19 protein-coding genes are annotated in these 20221 nt (G+C 65.2%); 15 read left to right on the top strand and 4 right to left on the bottom strand.

The window, feature by feature from the left end; all coding sequences use genetic code 11:
• Positions 1-41 precede the first annotated feature (41 nt).
• Genes HD842_RS22720 through HD842_RS22705 form a run of 4 tightly spaced genes read left to right on the top strand, consistent with a single transcriptional unit; the run spans position 42 to position 2679 of the window.
• Entirely contained in the window at positions 42-1202 is a 1161-nt protein-coding gene (locus tag HD842_RS22720; protein WP_183558040.1) for an acyltransferase family protein, read from the top strand.
• Complete coding sequence (locus tag HD842_RS22715; protein WP_183558037.1) at positions 1199-1750, top strand: RBBP9/YdeN family alpha/beta hydrolase; 552 nt, start codon at positions 1199-1201, stop codon at positions 1748-1750. The genes HD842_RS22720 and HD842_RS22715 overlap by 4 nt, the downstream gene beginning before the upstream one ends.
• Positions 1747-2289 (top strand): GNAT family N-acetyltransferase, encoded by a 543-nt coding sequence (locus HD842_RS22710; protein WP_183558034.1) that lies wholly within the window; start codon positions 1747-1749, stop codon positions 2287-2289. The genes HD842_RS22715 and HD842_RS22710 overlap by 4 nt, the downstream gene beginning before the upstream one ends.
• Positions 2290-2679, top strand: coding sequence for a GFA family protein (locus HD842_RS22705; RefSeq protein WP_183558032.1), 390 nt, complete (start codon positions 2290-2292; stop codon positions 2677-2679). It begins immediately after the preceding gene.
• Positions 2680-2767: 88 nt separating this feature from the next.
• Here the strand turns inward: HD842_RS22705 and htpG are convergent, their stop codons facing one another.
• Positions 2768-4687 carry a molecular chaperone HtpG gene (gene htpG, locus HD842_RS22700; protein WP_183558029.1) on the bottom strand — a complete coding sequence of 640 codons (1920 nt, stop codon included), beginning with the start codon at positions 4685-4687 and terminating at the stop codon, positions 2768-2770.
• Between the two features lie 111 nt (positions 4688-4798).
• Entirely contained in the window at positions 4799-6205 is a 1407-nt protein-coding gene (locus tag HD842_RS22695; RefSeq protein ID WP_183558026.1) for an aminotransferase-like domain-containing protein, read from the bottom strand.
• A gap of 113 nt (positions 6206-6318) precedes the next feature.
• Between HD842_RS22695 and HD842_RS22690 the strand changes: the two genes are divergently transcribed.
• The 4 genes from HD842_RS22690 (at position 6319) to HD842_RS22675 (ending at position 10663) form a co-directional block, all read left to right on the top strand.
• The gene (locus tag HD842_RS22690; protein WP_183558023.1) at positions 6319-7239 is read left to right on the top strand and encodes a DMT family transporter; all 921 of its coding nucleotides are present in this window, start codon (positions 6319-6321) and stop codon (positions 7237-7239) included.
• Between the two features lie 87 nt (positions 7240-7326).
• On the top strand, positions 7327-7788 hold the full coding sequence (locus HD842_RS22685; protein ID WP_183558021.1) for a RidA family protein: 462 nt from the start codon (positions 7327-7329) through the stop codon (positions 7786-7788).
• 163 nt (positions 7789-7951) lie between these two features.
• Positions 7952-9145, top strand: coding sequence for an aminotransferase-like domain-containing protein (locus tag HD842_RS22680; protein WP_183558017.1), 1194 nt, complete (start codon positions 7952-7954; stop codon positions 9143-9145).
• A gap of 162 nt (positions 9146-9307) precedes the next feature.
• Complete coding sequence (locus tag HD842_RS22675) at positions 9308-10663, top strand: diguanylate cyclase (RefSeq protein ID WP_308638708.1); 1356 nt, start codon at positions 9308-9310, stop codon at positions 10661-10663.
• A 9-nt stretch (positions 10664-10672) separates the two neighbouring features.
• Here HD842_RS22675 and HD842_RS22670 read toward each other — a convergent pair whose 3' ends face one another.
• Positions 10673-12229 carry a glycerol-3-phosphate dehydrogenase/oxidase gene (locus HD842_RS22670; RefSeq protein WP_183557999.1) on the bottom strand — a complete coding sequence of 519 codons (1557 nt, stop codon included), beginning with the start codon at positions 12227-12229 and terminating at the stop codon, positions 10673-10675.
• A gap of 254 nt (positions 12230-12483) precedes the next feature.
• Between HD842_RS22670 and HD842_RS22665 the strand changes: the two genes are divergently transcribed.
• A complete protein-coding gene (locus tag HD842_RS22665) occupies positions 12484-13494 on the top strand; it encodes an AraC family transcriptional regulator (protein ID WP_308638706.1) in 1011 nt (336 codons plus the stop codon).
• 28 nt (positions 13495-13522) lie between these two features.
• Here the strand turns inward: HD842_RS22665 and HD842_RS22660 are convergent, their stop codons facing one another.
• The gene (locus tag HD842_RS22660; RefSeq protein WP_183557993.1) at positions 13523-14296 is read right to left on the bottom strand and encodes a YoaK family protein; all 774 of its coding nucleotides are present in this window, start codon (positions 14294-14296) and stop codon (positions 13523-13525) included.
• A gap of 140 nt (positions 14297-14436) precedes the next feature.
• On the opposite strand from HD842_RS22660, the gene dapC reads away from it, so the two are divergent.
• The 6 genes from dapC (at position 14437) to prmB (ending at position 20206) form a co-directional block, all read left to right on the top strand.
• On the top strand, positions 14437-15651 hold the full coding sequence (gene dapC, locus HD842_RS22655) for a succinyldiaminopimelate transaminase (RefSeq protein ID WP_183557990.1): 1215 nt from the start codon (positions 14437-14439) through the stop codon (positions 15649-15651).
• Positions 15652-15693: 42 nt separating this feature from the next.
• Positions 15694-16518 (top strand): 2,3,4,5-tetrahydropyridine-2,6-dicarboxylate N-succinyltransferase, encoded by an 825-nt coding sequence (dapD, locus tag HD842_RS22650; RefSeq protein ID WP_183557987.1) that lies wholly within the window; start codon positions 15694-15696, stop codon positions 16516-16518.
• Positions 16519-16610: 92 nt separating this feature from the next.
• Positions 16611-17756: a PilT/PilU family type 4a pilus ATPase gene (locus tag HD842_RS22645; protein ID WP_183557984.1), complete on the top strand. Its 1146-nt coding sequence runs from the start codon at positions 16611-16613 to the stop codon at positions 17754-17756.
• A gap of 41 nt (positions 17757-17797) precedes the next feature.
• Positions 17798-18157 (top strand): ArsC family reductase, encoded by a 360-nt coding sequence (locus HD842_RS22640; protein ID WP_183557981.1) that lies wholly within the window; start codon positions 17798-17800, stop codon positions 18155-18157.
• Positions 18154-19290 carry a succinyl-diaminopimelate desuccinylase gene (dapE, locus tag HD842_RS22635; RefSeq protein WP_183557978.1) on the top strand — a complete coding sequence of 379 codons (1137 nt, stop codon included), beginning with the start codon at positions 18154-18156 and terminating at the stop codon, positions 19288-19290. Before HD842_RS22640 ends, dapE begins: the two co-directional genes overlap by 4 nt.
• Positions 19291-19315: 25 nt before the next feature.
• The gene (gene prmB, locus HD842_RS22630) at positions 19316-20206 is read left to right on the top strand and encodes a 50S ribosomal protein L3 N(5)-glutamine methyltransferase (RefSeq protein WP_183557975.1); all 891 of its coding nucleotides are present in this window, start codon (positions 19316-19318) and stop codon (positions 20204-20206) included.
• The last annotated feature ends 15 nt before the right edge of the window (positions 20207-20221 follow it).

Below are 20221 nucleotides of genomic sequence, written 5' to 3'. Positions count from 1 at the left end.
CAAAAATCGTGCAATCCGCGTTTTGCTTTATTATTAACACAATGCGCACTACCCCTACTCCCCTCAACCAGCCGTTCTCGGTGTACCTCGACCTGGTCCGCTTCCTGGCCGCGCTGGCTGTGGTCCTGATGCATATGCGCATGTTCAGGCTGGTCGACATTCCCGGCTCCCAGCACTGGACGCTGCTTGGCCGCGAATCGGTCATGGCCTTCTTCGTGCTGTCCGGCTTCGTTATTGCTTACACCACACAGACACGCCGCCCCGATGCACTCGACTTCACCGTTGCACGCGCGGCCCGGATCTATTCGGTGGCCCTGCCCGTGCTGCTGCTGGGCTTCCTGTGCGCTTACCTGAGCCAGGGCCCGCATGTCCCCGGCATGGACGCGAGCTATCAGGTGGCCAAGCCCTGGTTCTATGTCCCATTCCACCTGTTGTTCATGGGCGACTTGTGGAAACTGTCGGAGTACCCGCCCTGGCTCGCCCCCTGGTGGTCGCTCAATTATGAAGTCTGGTTCTATGTCCTGTTCGGCGTCGCCTGTTACGTGCGCCGCCCATGGCGCCTGCCGGCAATTGCCCTGCTGCTGGCCGTCATGGGTTACAAGCTGTGGCTCCTGCTGCCCGTCTGGCTGGCCGGCGTCGCGCTGTATCACTGGCAGGTGCGCTACAGCCTGGGCCGTACAGCGGCGCGCGCCGGCTGGGGGCTGAGCATGGTCTTGCTGGTTGCCTACGAGGCATACGGCGTCGAGGAACTGCTGCGCGAGGCCGGCCGCGCCAGCTGGCTCGGTCAATACGTTGCACTCGGTAATGCCGACCGTTTCCTGGCCGACTACGCCTTCGGCCTGATCGTTGTCCTCAACTTCGCCTGTGCACGCTTTGCCGGCTTTACCGGCCTGCTGCGCGTGGCGCGGCCCATCCGGCTGTTCGCCGCTTATACGCTGACGCTGTACCTGTCGCATGCGCTGGTGCTGATCGGCTGGCCCGAGCTGTATCCGCATGATCCCGCCAGCGTGACCGACGTGCTGGCTCTGTCGGCCGCCGTCGCCTTCGCAACGGCCCTGCTCGGCATGCTGACCGAGCAGCGCAAGGACGTGTTCAAGCGCCTGTTCGAGCGCGCGCTGCGCCCGCTGCGGCGCCACGCGCCGCGCCCAGTCCATCACAATGGCGCCGACGCTGACCATTCCCATCAAGGAGAAACAAGATGACGTGTGACGTACTGATCCTGCCCGGTCTGTTCAATTCCGGGCCCCACCACTGGCAATCGCTGTGGCACGAGCGCAATCCGGCATGGCGCCGCGCGGAGCACCGCGACTGGACCAACCCCGACCGCGACGAGTGGGTGGCCGAGATGGAAGAAGCCATCGCCGGCTGCAGCGGCGCCCCGGTGCTGGTGGCGCACAGCCTCGGCTGCATGCTGGTCGCGCACTGGGCGCTGTCGGGTTCGCCCCTGAAAGTAGCGGGCGCGTTTCTGGTGGCGCCCAGCGACGTCGAGCGGCCATCGTTCCCGATCCCTGCTGGGAACTGGGCGCCGGCCCCACGCACGCCGCTGCCGTTTCCCAGCATGATCGTGGCCAGCACGAACGATCCTTACGCCACCCTCGAGCGCACCCAGTCGTTTGCCGACGCCTGGGGCAGCAAACTGGTCGAGATCGGCGACGCCGGCCACGTCACCACCGATTCAGGCTATGGCGACTGGCCCGACGGCTTGCGTCTGCTGGACGCGTTTTGCGCCGACATCAACAATAAACGATGACGGTCCTGGACAGCGCGCGGCTGCGCTTCGAACCGATGCAGGAAGCACATTACGACGGCCTGCGCCGGCTTAACAGTGACCCGCTCGTCATGCGCTTCATTTCGGGCCAGCCCGAAACACCCGACGACACGCACGCCGTGATCGCTCGGGTCAAGGCGCGCTGGGAAGCGCTCGGCTACGCGTGGTGGAGCCTGATCGAACGCGACTCGGGCGAGTTGATCGGCGCCGGCTGTATCCAGCATCTCGAGCACGACACATCCAACCCGCATGAAATCGGCTGGCGCCTGCGGCCCGATCGCTGGGGCCAGGGTTATGCGATCGAAGCAGCCGAGCGCATGGCACGCTTTGCCTTCGACGATCTGGAGGTGCCGCTGCTGTGCGCGATCTGCGACCCTGCAAACGCCGCGTCGCGGCGCGTGATGGACAAATTGGGCATGACGTATCGCAGCGTTGAAACGTGGCATGGCACGTCCGTCGCGGCGTACGGCATCAACCGTGCTACCTGGACCCTTCGCCATGGCCATGGCATGGCGACCTGAATGACCACCTTTCACGGCAGTTGCCACTGCGGTTCGGTACGCTATGAGGCCGACATCGACCTGGCCGCTGGCACGGTCAAGTGCAACTGCTCGATCTGCACCAAGCTGCGGTTCTGGGCATTTATCGTCGCGCCCACGGCGTTTCACCTGTTGCAGGGGCAGGAGACGCTGCGCGACTACCGCTTCGGCGCGCAACGTGACGGTCACGCTTTCTGCAGCGTGTGCGGCATCCATGTCTTCACGACAGTCGCTGCGGGACCGTTCGTTGCGGTGACGGTCGCCAGCCTGGACGATCTGCCGGTCGATGCGCTGATGGCGGCGCCGGTGCGCTATATCGATGGCCGCAACGACAACTGGCATACAGCGCCAGCCGAAGTGCGCCACCTGTAGGTCGACCAGCAGCGCCGATCAGCGCGCATAAAAAAGCCGCCGCTCCCGGTAACGGGAGCGGCGGCTTTTACACTAAGCGATCAAGCGCTTACTTCGCGCCAGAGAGCAGCATTTCGTTCAGGCGCTTCACGAACGACGCCGGATCGCTCAGGCTGCCGCCTTCGGCCAGCATCGCCTGATCGAACAGGATGTGCGACCAGTCGGCAAAGCGCGGGCTCGTCGTGTCTTCGTACTTCAGGCGCTGCACCAGCGGGTGGTCCGGGTTGATCTCGAGGATCGGCTTCGACTCTGGCGCGTCCTGGCCTGCAGCTTTCAGCATGCGCAACAGGTTGCCCGACAGCTCGTTGTCATCCGCCACCAGGCAGGCCGGCGAATCGGTCAGGCGGAACGTCACGCGCACTTCCTTGGCCTTCTCGCCCAGCGCGCCCTTCATGCTCTCGACCAGTTCCTTGTAGCCGGCTTCGGTCTCGGCATGTTCCTTCTTCTCGGTCTCGTCTTCCAGCGCGCCCAGGTCCAGGCCGCCCTTGGCGACCGATACCAGTTCCTTGCCTTCGAACTCGGTGAAGAACGACAGCATCCACTCGTCGACGCGGTCGGTCATCAGGATGACTTCGACACCCTTCTTGCGGAAGATTTCCAGGTGCGGGCTGTTCTTGCCGGCGTTGTAGTTGTCAGCCGTGACGTAATAGATCTTGTCCTGGCCTTCCTTCATGCGGCCGATATAGTCGGCGAACGAGACGGTCTGGGCGTCCGAGTCATTGGCGGTCGAGGCAAAGCGCAGCAGCTTGGCGATGCGGTCCTTGTTGGTCGCATCCTCGCCCACGCCTTCCTTGAGCACCTGGCCGAATTCCTTCCAGAAGGTCGCGTACTTGTCCTTGCCGGCCTGCTCGTCCGAGTTCGCCATTTCTTCCAGCATCCCCAGCACGCGCTTGGTCGAACCTTCGCGGATCACGCGCACGTCGCGCGACTCCTGCAGGATTTCACGCGAGACGTTCAGTGGCAGGTCGCTCGAGTCGATCACGCCCTTGATGAAGCGTAGGTAGGTCGGCATCAGCTGCTCGGCGTCGTCCATGATGAAGACGCGCTTGACGTACAGCTTGATGCCGCCGCGCTTGTTGCGGTCCCACAGGTCGAACGGTGCGTGCGCCGGCACGTACAGCAGTTGCGTGTATTCGCTGCGGCCCTCGACCCGGTTATGGGTGTAGGTCAGCGGTTCCTGGAAGTCGTGCGAGACGTGCTTGTAGAACTCGTTGTACTGCTCTTCGGTGATGTCGTTCTTCGAGCGTGCCCACAGCGCGCTGGCCTGGTTCACGGTCTCGACGTCGTCCTTCAGGACGGTTTCCTTCTTCTCTTCGTCCCACTCTTCTTTCTGCATCACGATCGGCAGCGAGATGTGGTCCGAGTATTTGCGGATGATCGACTTGAGCTTCCATGCCGACAGCAGTTCTTCTTCGCCGTCGCGCAGGTGCAGGATCACATCGGTGCCGCGACCGGCTTTTTCGATCTGTTCGATGCTGTAATCGCCTTCGCCGGCAGACTCCCAGCGCACGCCTTCGGCTGCGTCGGCGCCTGCGCGGCGGGTCTCGACGGTGATTTTCGAGGCGACGATGAAGCCCGAATAGAAGCCCACGCCGAACTGGCCGATCAGCGCTGCGTCCTGCTGCTGGTCGCCGGAGAGCTTGCTGAAGAATTCCTTGGTGCCCGACTTGGCGATGGTGCCCAGGTGCGAGATCACTTCGTCACGGTTCATGCCGATACCGTTGTCCGAGATCGTGATCGTCTTGGCGGCGGCGTCGAACGCCACCTTGATTTTCAGTTCGTGGTCGTTGCCGTACAGGGCGTCATTGTTGATCGCCTCGAAGCGCAGCTTGTCGGAGGCATCCGACGCGTTCGAGATCAATTCGCGCAGGAAGATTTCCTTGTTGGAGTACAAGGAGTGAATCATCAGTTGCAGCAGCTGTTTTACTTCAGCCTGAAATCCAAGGGTTTCTTTTTCGGCGTGTGCCATCTTGTTCCTCGTTAAAGACAAATAGGGGTTGGTCAGACTCGGACGCATATGTGGCCCTGCCGGGGGATTTCAAGAGATATTTTTGATAAGCAATATCCAGACGTCCCGACGTCAGGCGCCGCGCGTCTCCAGAAAGCGCCAGACGGCCGGATCCTGCAGCGCCGCCAGGTTCAGGCGCATGCGGGTCGATGGCTGCTGGTTGGGCGAGAACAGGCTGCCCGGCGCCAGCAAGATGTCCAACCCGAGTGCGCGCGCCGTCAGCGCATTGGTATCGCAGCCGGCATCGACCCAGACAAACATGCCGGCCGCCGGTGCCGACTCGACCGCCAGGCCCAGCGTTTCAAGCCGGCGCAGCGCCCCGGGCCGCGCCTTGTCCAGGCGCGCCCGGATGCGGTCGAGATGTTTGCGGTAGTGGCCCTCGCTCAGGATCTTGTAGACGACCCGCTCGCCAAGGTCGCTCGTGCTGAGCGTGGCGAGCATCTTGCGGTCCGACAATCGCAGCGCGCGCTCGCGCGAGGTGGCGATGAAGCCCACCCGCAGATTGGCCGCCATCGATTTCGAAAACCCGCCCAGGTAGATCACGCGCTGCAAGCCGTCCAGTGCAGCCAGGCGCGTGGCGCCACCCGGGTGCAAGTCGCAATAGATATCGTCTTCGACCACCAGAAACCCGTGCTGTTCGGCCAGGCGCAGCACCTGGAATGCCTTGGCCGCCGATATCGACGACGACGTCGGATTGTGCAAGACCGAATTGATGACGAACAGGCGCGGCCGGTGCAGTGCGGCCAGGTGCTCGAGCTGCGCCAGGTCCGGCCCATCGGCCCGACGCGGCACGCCGACCACCTTCAGGCCCAGGGCCGCGAACGATCCGAACATCAGGAACCAGGCCGGATCGTCGACCAGCACCGTGTCGCCCGGCTGGCAGAATTCGCGCGCCACCAGGTCGAGCGCCTGGGTCACGCCGAGCGTGGTCACGAGCTGCTCCGGCCCGGCCTCGATTTCCATCTCGGCCAGCTTCAGCTGGAGTTGCTGGCGCAGCGGCAAAAAGCCGTGCGGCGGGCCATAGCCCAGCAGGCCATCACAATTCTGGCGACTCAGCGCGCGCAGCGCATTGGCCACCGCCGGGCCATCCAGCCAGCCGACCGGCAACACCCCGGAACCGGGCTGAAAACCGAGCGGCGCCTGGCGGAACATGCTGCGCACCAGCCAGGCGATGTCGAGCGAATCCGGCACCGCGGCTGGTTGCGTCGCCAGCCGCGCCGGCACCGGCTGCCTCTCTCGTACGAAGAAGCCGGCGCCACGCCGCGATTCCAGATAACCCTGCGCCACCAGCCGGTCGTAGCTGGCCACCACGGTGAATGGCGAGACGCCGTGGCTGGCAGCGAACTGGCGAATCGACGGCATGCGTGCACCCGGCCGCAGCAGGCGCTCGTCGACGCGCGCGGCCACGGCGCGCACGATTTGCTCGGCCAGCGGCTCGCCCTCGGCACGGGTAAAAGCAAAAGCGGGTGTATTGGTCATCGCTCCACCACAGTGGGTAAATTATCGGGGCAACTGTACTGGGACTGTATTGGTCGGTGGTCGTAGGATAGTCCCAAGTACTTCACTCACACAACCCCTGCTAAAGGAGCCGCATGACCGCCATCGCCCACCCCGCCTCGCCCACCAGCCGCGACGAATCCCGCGGCATGCTGCTCGGGCTGGCAGGCGTGGCCATGTTCAGCCTGACCATGCCATTCACCCGCATGGCGGTCATGGATCTCGATCCGCTGTTCGCGGCGCTGGCCCGGGCGCTGGGCGCGGCCGCGCTGGCTGCCGGCTGGCTTGTCTGGCGCCGCGGCCCGCTGCCGCCACGGGGCGCCTGGTTGCCTCTTGGACTTGTGATGCTGGGCGTGGTGATCGGCTTTCCCTTGCTCAGTTCAATGGCGTTGCGCGCCCTGCCCGCCGCGCACGGCGCCGTGCTGGCCGGCTTGCTGCCGCTGATGACAATGATCTATGCAGCGCTGCGTGGCGACGAGCGGCCTTCACCGGCCTTCTGGCTCATGGCCGTGCTCGGCGCGGCAATCGTGGTGGCGTTCGCGCTGCTCCAGGGTGGCGGCGTGCTGGCACCGGCCGACCTCTTGATGTTTGCGGCGCTGGCCGCCGGCGCGATGGGCTATGCCGAAGGCGGCAAGCTGGCGCGCACGCTGGGTGGACCCGAGACGATTTGCTGGGCGCTGCTGCTGGCCGTACCGCTCGCCGCGCCGATGCTGGCCTGGCATCTTGCGCGCCACCCGGTCGACGTTGCCGCCGTCGGTCCCGCTGCCTGGGCAGGGCTGGCGTATGTCACGGCGATCTCGATGTTCGTCGGCTTCTTTTTCTGGTATCGCGGCCTGGCGTTAGGCGGAATCGCGCGAGTCGGCCAGGTGCAGCTGCTGCAGCCGTTCATGAGCTTGCTCGGCGCGGCGGTGCTGCTCGGCGAGCGGCTGGCGCTGAGCAACTGCCTGTTTGCACTGGCCGTGATCGGCGTCGTATGCGCCGGCCGTCGGCTGCAGGTACGCCGCCACGCCGCATGATCGGGTCGCACGACGGGCAGCACGGTTCGCTCGACCAACTGCGCTCGACGTACAATACCGGATTCATTCACGCACCCTGGAAATTCCATGACCGTCTACGACAAACTCAAAGAACTGAACATCACGCTGGAAGCGCCAGCGACCCCGGCAGCGGCCTACGTCATGTATGTCCAGACCGGCAACCTCGTGTTCATTTCGGGCCACATCGCCAAGAACGCCGACGGTTCGCCGAACGCCGGCATCCTGGGCCGCGACAAGACCACCGCCGACGGCCAGGCTGCTGCACGCTCGGTCGCCATCGACCTGATCGGCACGCTGCAGGAAGCCGTCGGCGGCGACCTGACCCGCGTCAAGCGCATTGTCAGGCTCATGAGCCTGGTCGCATCGACCCCGGAGTACAACGAGCAGCACCTGGTCACGAACGGCGCATCGGAACTGATCGGCGACGTATTCGGCGACGCCGGCAAGCATGCACGTTCGGCCTTTGGCGTTGCCTCGCTGCCGCGCGGCACCTGCGTCGAGATCGAGATGATCGTCGAAGTGGCATAAAAACAGCGTTTGCGTGGCAATAACCGGCGCACATTCGCCGGTGTTTCCTTTACTGTCATGACGGGTGGCGCTGACCCGGCGCCGTCCGCCGACAAGAGATCGCCTACCCGGCGTGTTCTATATAATGGCCCGGCACGACCGTGCCCCTTCCTGCGAGACAAGTATGAAAATCGACAACCCCAATCCTATCCAGTGGCAGTTCTCGGAACGCGCCGCGCAGCTGCAAAGCTCCTTCATCCGCGAAATCCTGAAGATCACCCAGCGTCCGGACATTATTTCGTTTGCCGGCGGCCTGCCATCGCCTGCGACCTTCCCGGTCGAGCGCATGAAAGCGGCCTACGACAAGGTGCTGAGCGAAGCCGGCAAAGTGGCGCTGCAATACGGCCCGACCGACGGTTACGCGCCACTGCGCGAATGGATTGCCAATTCGTTGTCGACCGAAGGCTCGACCATTCTGCCGGAACAGATCCTGATGACCTCCGGCTCGCAACAGGCGCTCGACCTGCTCGGCAAGGTGCTGGTCGACGAAGGCAGCCGCGTGCTGGTCGAAACCCCGAGCTACCTGGGCGCGCTGCAGGCGTTCTCGGTGTACCGTCCCGAATTCAAATCGGTCGACACCGACGAGCATGGCCTGGTGCCGTCGTCGATCGATGCCGTCGCCAAGGGCGCGCGCATGCTGTATTCGCTGCCGAACTTCCAGAACCCGACCGGCCGCAGCCTGTCGCTCGAGCGCCGTCGCGAACTGGTGGAAACCTGCGCGCGCCTGGCCATCCCGCTGATTGAGGACGATCCGTACGGTTCGCTGTCGTACCGCGGCGAGCCGATGCCGAAGATGGTTGCGATGAACCCGGACGGCGTCATCTACATGGGCTCGTTCTCGAAGGTGCTCACGCCCGGCATCCGCCTTGGTTACGTGTGCGCCCCGCTGCCGCTGGTGCGCCGCCTCGAGCTGGCCAAGCAGGCCGCCGACCTGCACACCGCGCAGCTCACGCAGATGGTCGTGCATGAAGTCGTCAAGGACGGTTTCCTCGACGAGCACATTCCGACCATCCGCAAGCTGTACAGCGACCAGTGCCAGTGCATGCTCGACGCGATGAAAGAACACTTCCCGACAAGCGTCAGCTGGACTGAGCCGGAAGGCGGCATGTTCATCTGGGTCACGCTGCCGCAGCAGATCGATGCCATGAAACTGCTCGAGCAGTCGCTGGCCGCCAAAGTGGCCTTCGTGCCGGGCGCGCCGTTCTACGCCAACGATCCGGCGTCGAACACGCTGCGCCTGTCGTTCGTGACGGTGCCGCCGGAACGCATTCGCGAAGGCATCGCCATCCTCGGCAAGCTCATCGCCGGCATGCTGTAACAGCCCGTGTGGCCCGCGGGTCATTCGCGGGCCAACACCGGTTCAGTTGCATTATTGCAACAACTGTATCATGCGGTGGGTTTCTGGCAAGATCAGTTGTCTGATTACCTTGGATTGCGGTTATGATTTCCTCACACTGATGAGGTCTTTCCGCAATTGATGATGCACCCTGCTCTAGCGCTCGCAGCTCCGGCGCGCCAATCCGCCATTCTGATCGTCGACGACGCCCCCGACAGCGTCGGCTTGTTGCAAGACATGATGCGACAGCAGGGGTACCAGACCTTTGTCGCCAGCACCGGCAAGCGCGCGCTCGACATCGCGCAGCGCGTGCAGCCCGACCTGATCCTGCTCGACGTCCGCCTGCCCGACCTCGACGGGCTGGAAATCTGCCGCCGCCTCAAGCGCGCGCCCGACACCGCCCATATTCCCGTCATCTTCATCACCGAATGCGGCGAGACCGATGACGTCGTCGCCGGCTTCGACACCGGCGCTGCCGATTACATTGCCAAGCCGGTGCGCATGGCCGAAGTCTGCGCGCGTGTGCGCGCCCAACTGCGCCTGCGCAGCAGCAGCGACAGCCAGAAACAGCAGGCCGAGCGCCTCCAGCTGGTCGTCGACGGGATGGATGAAGGCCTGATGCTCGTCGATGCAAGCGGGTGCATCGCCTTTGCCAACCCGGCCAGCGAAGGCTTCCTGGCGCAGCCGCGCAACCTGCTCGTTGGGCGCCCGCTGTATGACCTGCTCGAGCCGCCGGCGGCCCACGACTACGCCGCCTTCTTCGCCAACCCGTCGAACGAGCATGCTGCTGCGCGCTGCCGCGGCACGCGCGAAGTGCTGCTGCGCCAGCCCGACGGCGCACTGCGCGCGATCGACATGGGGCTCTCGCCGATGGCCGGCGACGAAACCCTGTTCGTGATCCTGCTGCACGACATCACGCACCACAAGCAGTCCGAGACGGCGCTGCAGCATGCCGCCCTGGTCGACCCGCTCACGCGCATCGCCAACCGCCGCCACTTCGACGCCTTCCTCGAAAAAGAATGGCAGCGCGCGATCCGCAATGGCCAGCCGCTGTCGCTGATCGTGATCGATGTCGACCATTTCAAGGGCTACAACGACAGCCTGGGCCACGCCGCCGGCGACACCTGCCTGCAGGCGATCGCCGAAGCGCTGCAATCGCATGCGATGCGCCCGACCGATCTCGCGGCGCGCTATGGCGGCGAAGAATTCGTCGTGCTGCTGGCCGATACGAGCGCCGCAAACGCCGCGAGTCTCGGTGAAACCATCCGCGCCCATATCGAGCGCCTGGCCATGCCGAACCCGCGCGCCGAGTGCGCCAGCGTGGTCACGGCCAGCGTGGGCGTGGCCTGCATCGTGCCGACGCTGTTCGACGATCTGCGTTCGCTGTTCATCTCGGCCGACCGGGCCATGTACGAGGCCAAGGCACGCGGGCGCAATCAGGTCGTCATGCTGCAGGCGGGGACGACGCTGGAAACCGTGCGCGGCGGCCGCGCGCCCTGAGCCTGCCGGCTACGCGGAAGGCGGCACCGCGTGCTGCAACCGCCACGCCGCGATATACCGTTTTTCCTGCGCCTCCCACTGTGCATCGTCCCACCCCAGCTCCCTCTGGCAGATCGCGCGCACCCGGCCCATGAGGGCGGCGCCGCCGTCGTTCAGCTGGATGCCCAGGCGCGTGCGGCGCAGCAGCAGGTCGTCGAGGCGGTACACCTGTTCGGCGCGCGCCGCCCAGCGCAGCTCGGCCCACAGCGTGTGCGTGCCCGGAATGCATTCGAGTTCGCCCGCGTGCGCGGCCGAGAGCAGCGCCTTGACGTGCGCGCCGTGGCGGCCCGTCAGCCGGCGCAGTACATTGGGCGGGAGGTCGCGTCGCGCCGGCGCACTGGCACGCGCGAACACGGCGCCGCGCTCGGTGCGCATCTGCCAGCCCGGCAACTGGCGCGCCGCTTCGCGCAGCACGTCGCGCGCGGCCAGGCGGAACGTGGTCAGCGTGCCGCCCGCAACCGACACCAGGCCGGGCTCGGACCACACCAGGTGCTCGCGCTTGTCGCTGATCGATACGCCATCGCTGCCACTGTCGAACACGAGACGCACGCCGGCAAATGTGGCCAGCACGTCGGCATCAACCAGCGACAGCGGCGCAAACTGGGCCTGCACGGCCGCCATCAGGTAATCGAATTCGCGGCGCGTGATGCTCGGCTGGGCGTTGACGTCGTCGGCCTGGTCGATGTCGGCTGTGCCCACCAGCGTCACGCCCTCCCACGGAAAGGCAAACACGGGACGACCGTCGACCGGATGCAGCAGGCTGACGGCTTCGGTCAGTGGCAGGCGGTCGGCCGGCAGCAGCAGGTGGCTGCCGCGCAGCCAGCGCAGGCGCGGCGCATTGGTGTTGCCGTCGGCGCTGGCAGGCGCCGGCGGCGCGCCGGTGGCGTCGATCACCAGGCGCGCGCGCACGGCCGTCTCGGCGCCGGTGCGCTCGTCGCGCAGCAAGGCGCCATGCACCTTGCCGCCATCGCGCACCAGCGATTGCACGGTCACGTAATTGCAGGCCACCGCGCCATGCGTGCGCGCCTCGCCCAGCACGCGCAGCACGAGGCGCGCATCGTCGGTCTTGGCATCGGTGTAGCGGATGCTGCCGGCGCTGCGCGGATCGGGCGCATCCGGCGCCGGTTTGCGCAGCGCGTCCTGGCGCTGCCATTGCGGTTCGCGCCGCCCGGTGAGCAGGTCGACCACGCGCAGCATCGACAGCAGGCCCAGGCGACGCGTGAGGTCGGCGCCATGGTTGGCGAACGCGAACGGCTGCGCATCGACCAGGCCGGGCGCTGCGCGCAGCAGCGCCTCGCGCTCGGCCACCGCGTCGCGCGTGCGGCGCAGGCTGCCGGCAGCCAGATAGCGCAGGCCGCCGTGCATCAGCTTCGACGAGCGGCTCGAGGTGCCGCAGCCAAAGTCGGCCTGCTCGACCAGCAGCGTCTTGAGGCCACGGCGCGCCGCTTCGAGCAGGACGCCGGCGCCCGTGATGCCGCCGCCGATCACGAGCACGTCCCAGTCGCGCGGTGGCGGGAACGTCACCATGGCCGCACCATTGCGTTGGCGCGCATGCAGCCGGGGGGACCGGACCGGCGTGACACCACACATCGCCGGGCATCCAGCGCCCGGGTTCGGTCTTGCAGTCGTACCGCCATTACCTTGTTACTCCAGCCGTTCCAACGCCGCATCGATACGCTTCCCGTTATACTGGGCACAAGTTGCCCTTTTTGCCAGACTAGTCACGGCTTCGCCAACTGTATTGCGCATTCATGCCATCGCCTTGCTCCATCACGCCACACTTGCCCCATCACGCCCGCGTGACTGGCGCCTACCTGCAGGCGCTGCTCGATGCTGCGCTCGCCCGCGGTGTGACGCGCGATGCGCTTGCCGCTGCCGTCGGCCTTGCCGCCGATGCACTCGAGCCGTTGCCCGCCACCCTGTCGACAGCACGCTACATTGCTCTACTCGATGCTGGCGCGCGCCTGGCGAACGATCCGTTCTTCGGCCTGCATGTCGGCGAACAGGTGCGCCCCGCAACCTACAGCGCATACGGCCTGCTGCTGCTGGCCTGCAGCAGTTTCGGCCATGCCATGGCGCTGACGCAGCGCTATGAATCGCTCGCGCACGACCTGGGCCGCAGCCGGCTGGGAATCGAGGGCGCGCAGGCTCAGTATGAATGGCTCAGCCGCTATCCGGACGCCACGCGTCACCTGGCCGAAAGCGTGTATGCCGGCATTGCCGTGTTCAGCAGCTGGATGGCGGGCCGACCGCTGCTACCGCAGGCGATGCGCTTCCGGCACGCAGATCCGGGCCACGGCCACGACGAATACCGGCGCGTGCTGGGCATTGCGCCCACCTTCGACGCGCCGCGCCACTGCGCCGCCTTCGACGTGGCGCTGCTGGACATGCCGGTGCCAAACGCCGACCCCAGCCTTTATCCGGTGCTGCACCAGCATGCCGAGGGGCTGCTGGCGCAGCGCGCCCTGGCCGCCGACGGCATCGTGGCGCGGGTGACGGCGGCGCTGACGCAGCGGCTGCCCGATGGCCAGGCACGCCTGGCGCCGGTGGCGGCGGAACTGGGATTGTCGGCGCGCACATTGCAGCGCAAGCTGGCCGAGGCCGGATCGAGCTTCCAGCAGGTGCTCGATGGCGTGCGTTTCACTCTGGCGCAGGACTACCTGCGGCGGCGCGAGCTGGGCCTGGCCGACGTCGCCTTTTTGCTGGGATTCCAGGACCAGAGCGCGTTCACGCACGCGTTTCGCGAGTGGAGCGGCATCAATCCCGGCGCCTGGCGCGCGCAGGCTGCCTGAGCGGTCACTCCGGGCCGGCAAACTGCGTTCAGGCGTCGTGCCCGGCCCGCCGCCCACGCCCCAGCACGCGCAGCGTGTCGTCGACCACCGGCACGATGCCCAGTACGCACAGGAACGCGGCCAGCGGAATCGTCGACAGGTAGCCCAGGTGCTTGAAGCCCAGCGCGCCGACCACGCCGCCGATACAGAATGCGGCCAGGAGCGCCGTCATCAGGGCCAGGCGGCCCAGGTTGGCCGTGACCTTCGGCTGGTGCAGGCCGCCGTCCCGGTTCCAGTACGCCAGCTTGCCCAGCTCGATGCCGATGTCGGTCACGATGCCGGTCATGTGGGTGGTGCGGATTTCGGCGTGCGAGACCTTGGTGATGACGGCGTTCTGCAAGCCCATCATGAAACACAGCAGCATCACGGTCAGCGGGATGAACAGCGCATCGATGTCATTGAGCCGGGCGCCCAGGATGCCGAACACCAGCAGCAGGATCGCCTCGAGCACCAGCGGCAGCGCGAACCCGCTGTGCAGGCCATGACGGCGCACGAGATTGACGAGAATCGCGGTGCTGGCCGCGCCCAGCATGAAGCTGAACAAGGCGCCCAGCGCCGAGAGCACCAGGTCGGTCTGGCCGAGCACCAGATGATCGGCCGCACCCGATACGATGCCGGTCATGTGCGACGTGTACTCGCGCACTGCCAGAAAGCCGCCTGCATTGATGGCGCCGGCAACAAAAGCCAGCGCCACGCCCAGGTGGCGGTTGGCGCCCGGCGTGCGGGCGTGTCCGGTCAGGCTGCGCGCGTAATTGATCGGCACGGAAATCGACTTTCGGCGTGGACATTACAGGTGGGTATTGACGTCAGATGTTACCGCAAATCACTTTAAGTGTATGCGCCGTGGCGGCGATTCCTGGCGCTATAATGAAAAATTAGCCAAAAGCGCACACTGGTATCGCCGTGAACCCCCATCTCGACAAACTCCATTCCTACCCGTTCGAAAAACTGCGCCAGTTGTTTGCCGGCGTCACACCGAACCCGGATTACACGCCCATCAGTCTTGGCATCGGCGAGCCGAAGCATCCGACGCCCGCGTTCATCGAGAAAGCACTGATGCATGCGGTATCGGGCCTGGCCAGTTATCCGAGCACGATCGGCAGCGAGCCCTTGCGCACCGCGATCGCGGGCTGGCTCGAACGGCGCTACGGCTTGCCGGCGCTCGATGCGGCCACGATGGTGCTGCCGGTGAACGGCTCGCGCGAGGCGCTGTTTGCCATCGCGCAGTGCGTGATCGACGCGTCCAGGCCCGATCCGCTGGTGGTCTGCCCGAACCCGTTCTACCAGATCTACGAGGGCGCGGCCTACCTGGCCAGCGCCGCGCCGTGGTTCGTCAACTCGGAGCCGGGCCGCAATTTCGCGCCCGACTACGCAAGCGTGCCAGATGACGTATGGCCGCGCGTGCAGCTGATGTATGTCTGCTCGCCGGGCAACCCGACCGGCGCCACGCTGACGCTGGACGACTGGCGCGACCTGTTCGCGCTGTCGGACCGCTGGGGCTTCTTGATTGCGGCCGACGAATGCTATTCCGAGATCTATACGGGCAGCACGCCCCCGCTGGGCGCGCTGGAAGCAGCGCACCAGTTGGGCCGCAGCAGCGGCGAGCAGCCGTATCGCAACCTGATCGTGTTCTCGAGCCTGTCGAAACGCTCGAACGTGCCGGGCATGCGCTCGGGCTTCGTGGCCGGTGACACGGTGGCGATGAAGCGCTTCCTGCTGTATCGCACCTACTGCGGCGGCGCGATGTCGCCACCCGTGCAGGCAGCGTCGATCGCGGCCTGGAACGACGAGCAGCACGTGCAGGACAACCGCACGCTGTACAAAGAGAAGTTCCATCTGATCACGCCGCTGCTCAAGCAGGTGATGGACGTCGAACTGCCCGACGCCGGCTTCTACCTGTGGGCCGACGTGCGCCGTACCGGGCTATCGGATGTCGACTTCGCACGGCGCCTGTACGCCGACTATAATGTCACGGTCCTTCCGGGCAGCTACCTGGCGCGCGATGCGCACGGGCAGAACCCGGGCCAGGACCGCATCCGCATGGCCCTCGTGGCCAGCGTCGACGAAGGACTGGAAGCGGCCAACCGCATCGTCCAGTTCTGCCAGGGCCTCGCCTGACGCCTCTGCACCCCTGAAATCATTCCAACCAAGAACAGCACCATGACCCAACAACTCCAGAACATCATCGACACCGCCTGGGAACAGCGCGCCGACATCAGCCCGAACAGCGCCAGCGCCGAACTGCGTGACGCAGTCGCCCATGTGCTCGCGGGCCTTGACGACGGCAGCCTGCGCGTCGCGCAGAAGGATACCGGCACCTGGGTCGTGAACCAGTGGATCAAGAAAGCCGTGCTGCTGTCGTTCCGCCTCGAGAACAACGTGCCGGTCGTCTCGGGCGACATCCAGTTCTACGACAAGGTCCCGACCAAGTTCGCCGACTACACGCCCGAAGACTTCGCCCGCGGCGGTTTCCGTGTGGTGCCACCGGCAGTCGCACGTCGCGGCAGCTTCATCGGCAAGAACGTCGTCCTGATGCCGTCGTACGTCAACATCGGCGCCTACGTCGATGAAGGCACGATGGTCGACACCTGGGCCACGGTCGGTTCGTGCGCACAGATCGGCAAGAACGTTCACCTGTCGGGCGGCGTCGGTATCGGCGGCGTGCTCGAACCGATGCAGGCCAACCCGACCATCATCGAAGACAACTGCTTCATCGGCGCCCGTTCCGAAATCGTCGAAGGCGTGATCGTCGAAGAAAACTCGGTGATCTCGATGGGCGTGTACATCGGCCAGTCGACCAAGATCTATGATCGCGCCACCGGCGAAGTGTCGTATGGCCGCGTGCCATCGGGCTCGGTCGTCGTCTCGGGCAGCCTGCCGTCCGCCGATGGCAAGTACAGCCTGTACTGCGCCGTCATCGTCAAGCGCGTCGATGCACAGACGCGCTCGAAAACGGCCATCAACGATCTGCTGCGCGGCGACTGATTGCGCAGGTAGCAGGACCAGCCGGTCGAACGGGTGACATGACGACCTGTTCGCCCGGCTTTTGTAATTTCCCGATTGACGGAGACGATGCGATGGCCATGGACCGCCTGTTCCAGCTGATGAAAGAGAAGAACGCGTCCGACATGTTCTTCGCCGTGAACTCCCCGGTGCACATCAAGATCAACGGTGCGCTCATTCCCATCAACCAGCATCGCCTCGAACCCGAGAACATCCTGTCGCTGCTGTCCGAGATCGCCACGCCAGAACAGATCGACGAACTCCAGCGCGACAATGAATTGAATATGGGCGTGTCCGTCGCGAACGTGGGCCGGTTCCGCCTGTCGGCATTCCGCCAGCGCGGCTCGATCTCGGCCGTGTTCCGCTTCATCCCGGCGACCATCCCGCCGCTGGCCGAGCTGGGCCTGCCACCCGTGCTGGCCGAACTGATCATGGAAAAGCGTGGCCTGATGCTGATCGTAGGCGCCACGGGCTCCGGCAAGTCGACCACCATCGCGTCGATGCTCGACCATCGCAACGACCTGCGCACCGGACATATCCTGACGCTGGAAGACCCGATCGAGTACCTGTTCAAGAACAAGAAATCGATCGTCAACCAGCGCGAGATCGGCAGCGACACGCACGACTTCGGCATCGCGCTGAAGAACTCGATGCGCCAGGCACCCGACTGCATCCTGATCGGCGAAATCCGCGACCGCGAAACGATGCAGGCCGCGCTGGCCTATGCGCAATCCGGCCACCTGGTGCTGGCCACGCTGCACGCCAACAACAGCTACAACGCGCTCAACCGCATCATCAGCTTCTATCCGCTGGAAAACCGCAACGCGCTGCTGCAGGACCTGGCCTCGAGCATCAAGGCCATCGTGTCGCAGCGACTCGTCAAGGCCGCTGCCGGCGGTGCGCGCCGCGCCGCGGTCGAAGTCATGCTCAATACCCGCTACATTGCCGACCTGATCGAACAGGGCGAAATCAGCCAGATCAAGGAAGCGATGGACAAGAGCCTGTCGGCCGGCTCGCAATCGTTCGAAGGCGCCCTGTTCCACCTGATCAAGGAAGGCCACGTGACGCAGGACGAAGGCCTGGCCAACGCCGACTCGGCCACCAACCTGCTCTGGCTGCTCAACAACGGGCCCGATAGCCAGGTCCAGCAGCAGCTGGACGACAAGGCCAGCGAGCCCAAGGGCGGCGCCTCGTTTACCGAGTTCACGCTCAATACCTGATGTTCCCGGGCGGTGCTGCCGCCCGCTATTTTACTTCCCCCATGACGACTACCCTCTACGGCATCCCCAATTGCGACACCGTGAAAAAAGCCCGCACCTGGCTGCAGGATCACGGCATCGACTTCACCTTCCACGACTTCAAGAAGCAGGGGCTTACGCCTGAACTGGTGAAGAGCTGGCTGCAAGACCTCGACTGGACTACGCTGGTCAACCGCAAGGGCACCACCTGGCGCAACTTGCCGGACGAACGCAAGGCGGCCATCGTCGATGCCGACAGCGCCATGGCGCTGATGCTCGAGAACCCGTCGGTCATCAAGCGCCCGGTCGTGCAAGGCGCCGGACCAGTGACGGTCGGTTTTTCACCGGCTGCATTTGAAGAAAAATTCGGGGCAGCAGCATGAGGCCATCACGCACCCTGCTGCTCACTGAAGAGCTGATCGCGCTCGACTCGATCACGCCCCAGGACAAGGGTTGCCAGCAGCGCCTGATCGAACTGCTGGCGCCGCTGGGCTTCGTGTGCGAGACGATCGTCTCGAACGGCGTGACCAATCTGTGGGCCCGCAAGGGCGAGAATGCGCCGCTGTTCGTGTTTGCCGGCCATACCGATGTGGTGCCGGCCGGCCCGCTGCACCAGTGGACCTCGGAGCCGTTCATGCCGACGCAGCGCGACGGCAAGCTGTACGGCCGTGGCGCCTCCGACATGAAGACGTCGATCGCGGCGATGGTCGTCGCCTGCGAAGAGTTCATCGCTGCGTATCCTGACCACCGCGGCTCGATCGCGTTGTTGATCACGAGCGACGAAGAAGGCCCGGCGGTCGACGGCACGGCCATCGTCTGCGACCTTCTCGAAGAACGGGGCGTTGCGCCCGACTACTGCCTGGTGGGCGAGCCGACCTCGAACCACGTGCTGGGCGACACGATCAAGAATGGCCGCCGCGGTTCGCTGTCGGGCCACCTGACGGTCAATGGCGTCCAGGGCCACATCGCCTATCCGCAACTGGCGCGCAATCCGATCCACCAGGCCGCGCCGGCACTGGCCGAGCTGACGCTGGAAGTGTGGGACGAAGGCAACGAGTACTACGCGCCCACCAGCTGGCAAGTGTCGAACATCGCCGCCGGCACCGGCGCCAATAACGTGATCCCGGGCAGCGTGAGCCTGGACTTCAACTTCCGCTTCTCGACCGCCAGCACGGCCGAAGGCCTGCAGGCGCGGGTGCATGCGATCCTGGATCGCCATGGCCTGGACTACGATCTGGACTGGACCTTGTCCGGCCTGCCCTTCCTGACCGAGAAAGGCACGTTGTCGGACGCCGTCTGCACTGCGATCAGCGACGAACTGGGCGTGCAGACCGAATTATCGACCTCCGGAGGGACCTCGGATGGCCGCTTCATCGCCCGCATCTGCCCTCAGGTGATAGAATTCGGCCCACCGAACGCCAGCATTCACAAAATCGACGAGCACATCGAACTGCGCTACATCGATCCCCTGAAGAATATCTATCGCCGTACGCTCCAGCGCCTGCTGGCCGCTTGAAGTCTTACAACCCATCATCCAGGCCATGACCACCACCTCATTCTCCACGCCGCGCGACCTGCTGCGCTATGCGATCACCCGTTTCAACGGTGCCAAGCTGTTCTTCGGCCACGGCAGCGTCGAAGCGTTCGACGAAGCCGCCTACCTGATCCTGCACACCCTGAAGCTGCCGCTCGACCGCCTGGAGCCGTTCCTCGACGCCAAGCTGCTGGACGACGAAGTGCTGCAGGTGCTGGCCGTGATCGAGCGCCGCGTGACCGAGCGCGTGCCGGCCGCCTACATCACCAAGGAAGCCTGGCTGGGCGAATACCGCTTCTATGTCGACGAACGCGTACTGGTGCCGCGCTCGTTCATCGCCGAGCTGATTCCGCAGCAATTCAGCCCATGGCTGGTGGACCCGGATGGCGTGGAAAACGTGCTCGAGCTGTGCACCGGCAGTGGTTGCCTGGCGATCATGATGGCCGATACGTTTGCCAACGCGGTGGTCGATGCGATCGACATCTCGAAGGATGCGCTGGCCGTGGCCGAAACGAATATCCGCGAATACAAACTCGAAGGGCGCGTGAACCCGATCGAGTCCGACCTGTACGAGAACGTGCCGTTCAAGAAGTACGACCTGATCATCACCAACCCGCCGTACGTGAACGCCGAATCGATGCGCACGCTGCCGCAGGAATACATGGTCGAGCCGCAGATCGCGCTGGCCGGCGGCGAAGATGGCATGGACCTGGTGCGCAAGATCATCGCCGGCGCCGCCGAGCGCCTGACGCCGGAAGGCATCCTGGTGGTCGAAATCGGCAACGAGCGAGAGTATGCCGAAGCCGCTTTCGGCCACCTGGGCCTGACCTGGCTGACCACGAGCATCGGCGACGACGCCGTGTTCCTGCTGACGGCCGAACAGCTGCAAAACGTTTAACAACACTCCTGCCGC

Source organism: Massilia aurea (assembly GCF_014200505.1).
Taxonomy (GTDB): Bacteria; Pseudomonadota; Gammaproteobacteria; order Burkholderiales; family Burkholderiaceae_D; genus Telluria; species Telluria aurea_B.
The sequence above is the reverse complement of the archived record's forward strand: the minus strand, read 5'-3'. Positions and strand labels throughout refer to the sequence as shown.

What these genes read in the sequence shown, in the direction of transcription:
- prmB (WP_183557975.1), top strand. Translation starts at nt 19,316, where the DNA reads ATGACCACCACCTCATTCTCCACGCCGCGCGACCTGCTGCGCTATGCG.
- HD842_RS22640 (WP_183557981.1), top strand. Translation starts at nt 17,798, where the DNA reads ATGACGACTACCCTCTACGGCATCCCCAATTGCGACACCGTGAAAAAA.
- HD842_RS22670 (WP_183557999.1), bottom strand. Translation starts at nt 12,229, where the DNA reads ATGGTGACGTTCCCGCCACCGCGCGACTGGGACGTGCTCGTGATCGGC.
- dapD (WP_183557987.1), top strand. Translation starts at nt 15,694, where the DNA reads ATGACCCAACAACTCCAGAACATCATCGACACCGCCTGGGAACAGCGC.
- HD842_RS22690 (WP_183558023.1), top strand. Translation starts at nt 6,319, where the DNA reads ATGACCGCCATCGCCCACCCCGCCTCGCCCACCAGCCGCGACGAATCC.
- HD842_RS22675 (WP_308638708.1), top strand. Translation starts at nt 9,308, where the DNA reads ATGCACCCTGCTCTAGCGCTCGCAGCTCCGGCGCGCCAATCCGCCATT.
- HD842_RS22695 (WP_183558026.1), bottom strand. Translation starts at nt 6,205, where the DNA reads ATGACCAATACACCCGCTTTTGCTTTTACCCGTGCCGAGGGCGAGCCG.
- HD842_RS22720 (WP_183558040.1), top strand. Translation starts at nt 42, where the DNA reads ATGCGCACTACCCCTACTCCCCTCAACCAGCCGTTCTCGGTGTACCTC.
- HD842_RS22710 (WP_183558034.1), top strand. Translation starts at nt 1,747, where the DNA reads ATGACGGTCCTGGACAGCGCGCGGCTGCGCTTCGAACCGATGCAGGAA.
- dapE (WP_183557978.1), top strand. Translation starts at nt 18,154, where the DNA reads ATGAGGCCATCACGCACCCTGCTGCTCACTGAAGAGCTGATCGCGCTC.
- HD842_RS22645 (WP_183557984.1), top strand. Translation starts at nt 16,611, where the DNA reads ATGGCCATGGACCGCCTGTTCCAGCTGATGAAAGAGAAGAACGCGTCC.
- HD842_RS22715 (WP_183558037.1), top strand. Translation starts at nt 1,199, where the DNA reads ATGACGTGTGACGTACTGATCCTGCCCGGTCTGTTCAATTCCGGGCCC.
- htpG (WP_183558029.1), bottom strand. Translation starts at nt 4,687, where the DNA reads ATGGCACACGCCGAAAAAGAAACCCTTGGATTTCAGGCTGAAGTAAAA.
- HD842_RS22680 (WP_183558017.1), top strand. Translation starts at nt 7,952, where the DNA reads ATGAAAATCGACAACCCCAATCCTATCCAGTGGCAGTTCTCGGAACGC.
- HD842_RS22705 (WP_183558032.1), top strand. Translation starts at nt 2,290, where the DNA reads ATGACCACCTTTCACGGCAGTTGCCACTGCGGTTCGGTACGCTATGAG.
- HD842_RS22685 (WP_183558021.1), top strand. Translation starts at nt 7,327, where the DNA reads ATGACCGTCTACGACAAACTCAAAGAACTGAACATCACGCTGGAAGCG.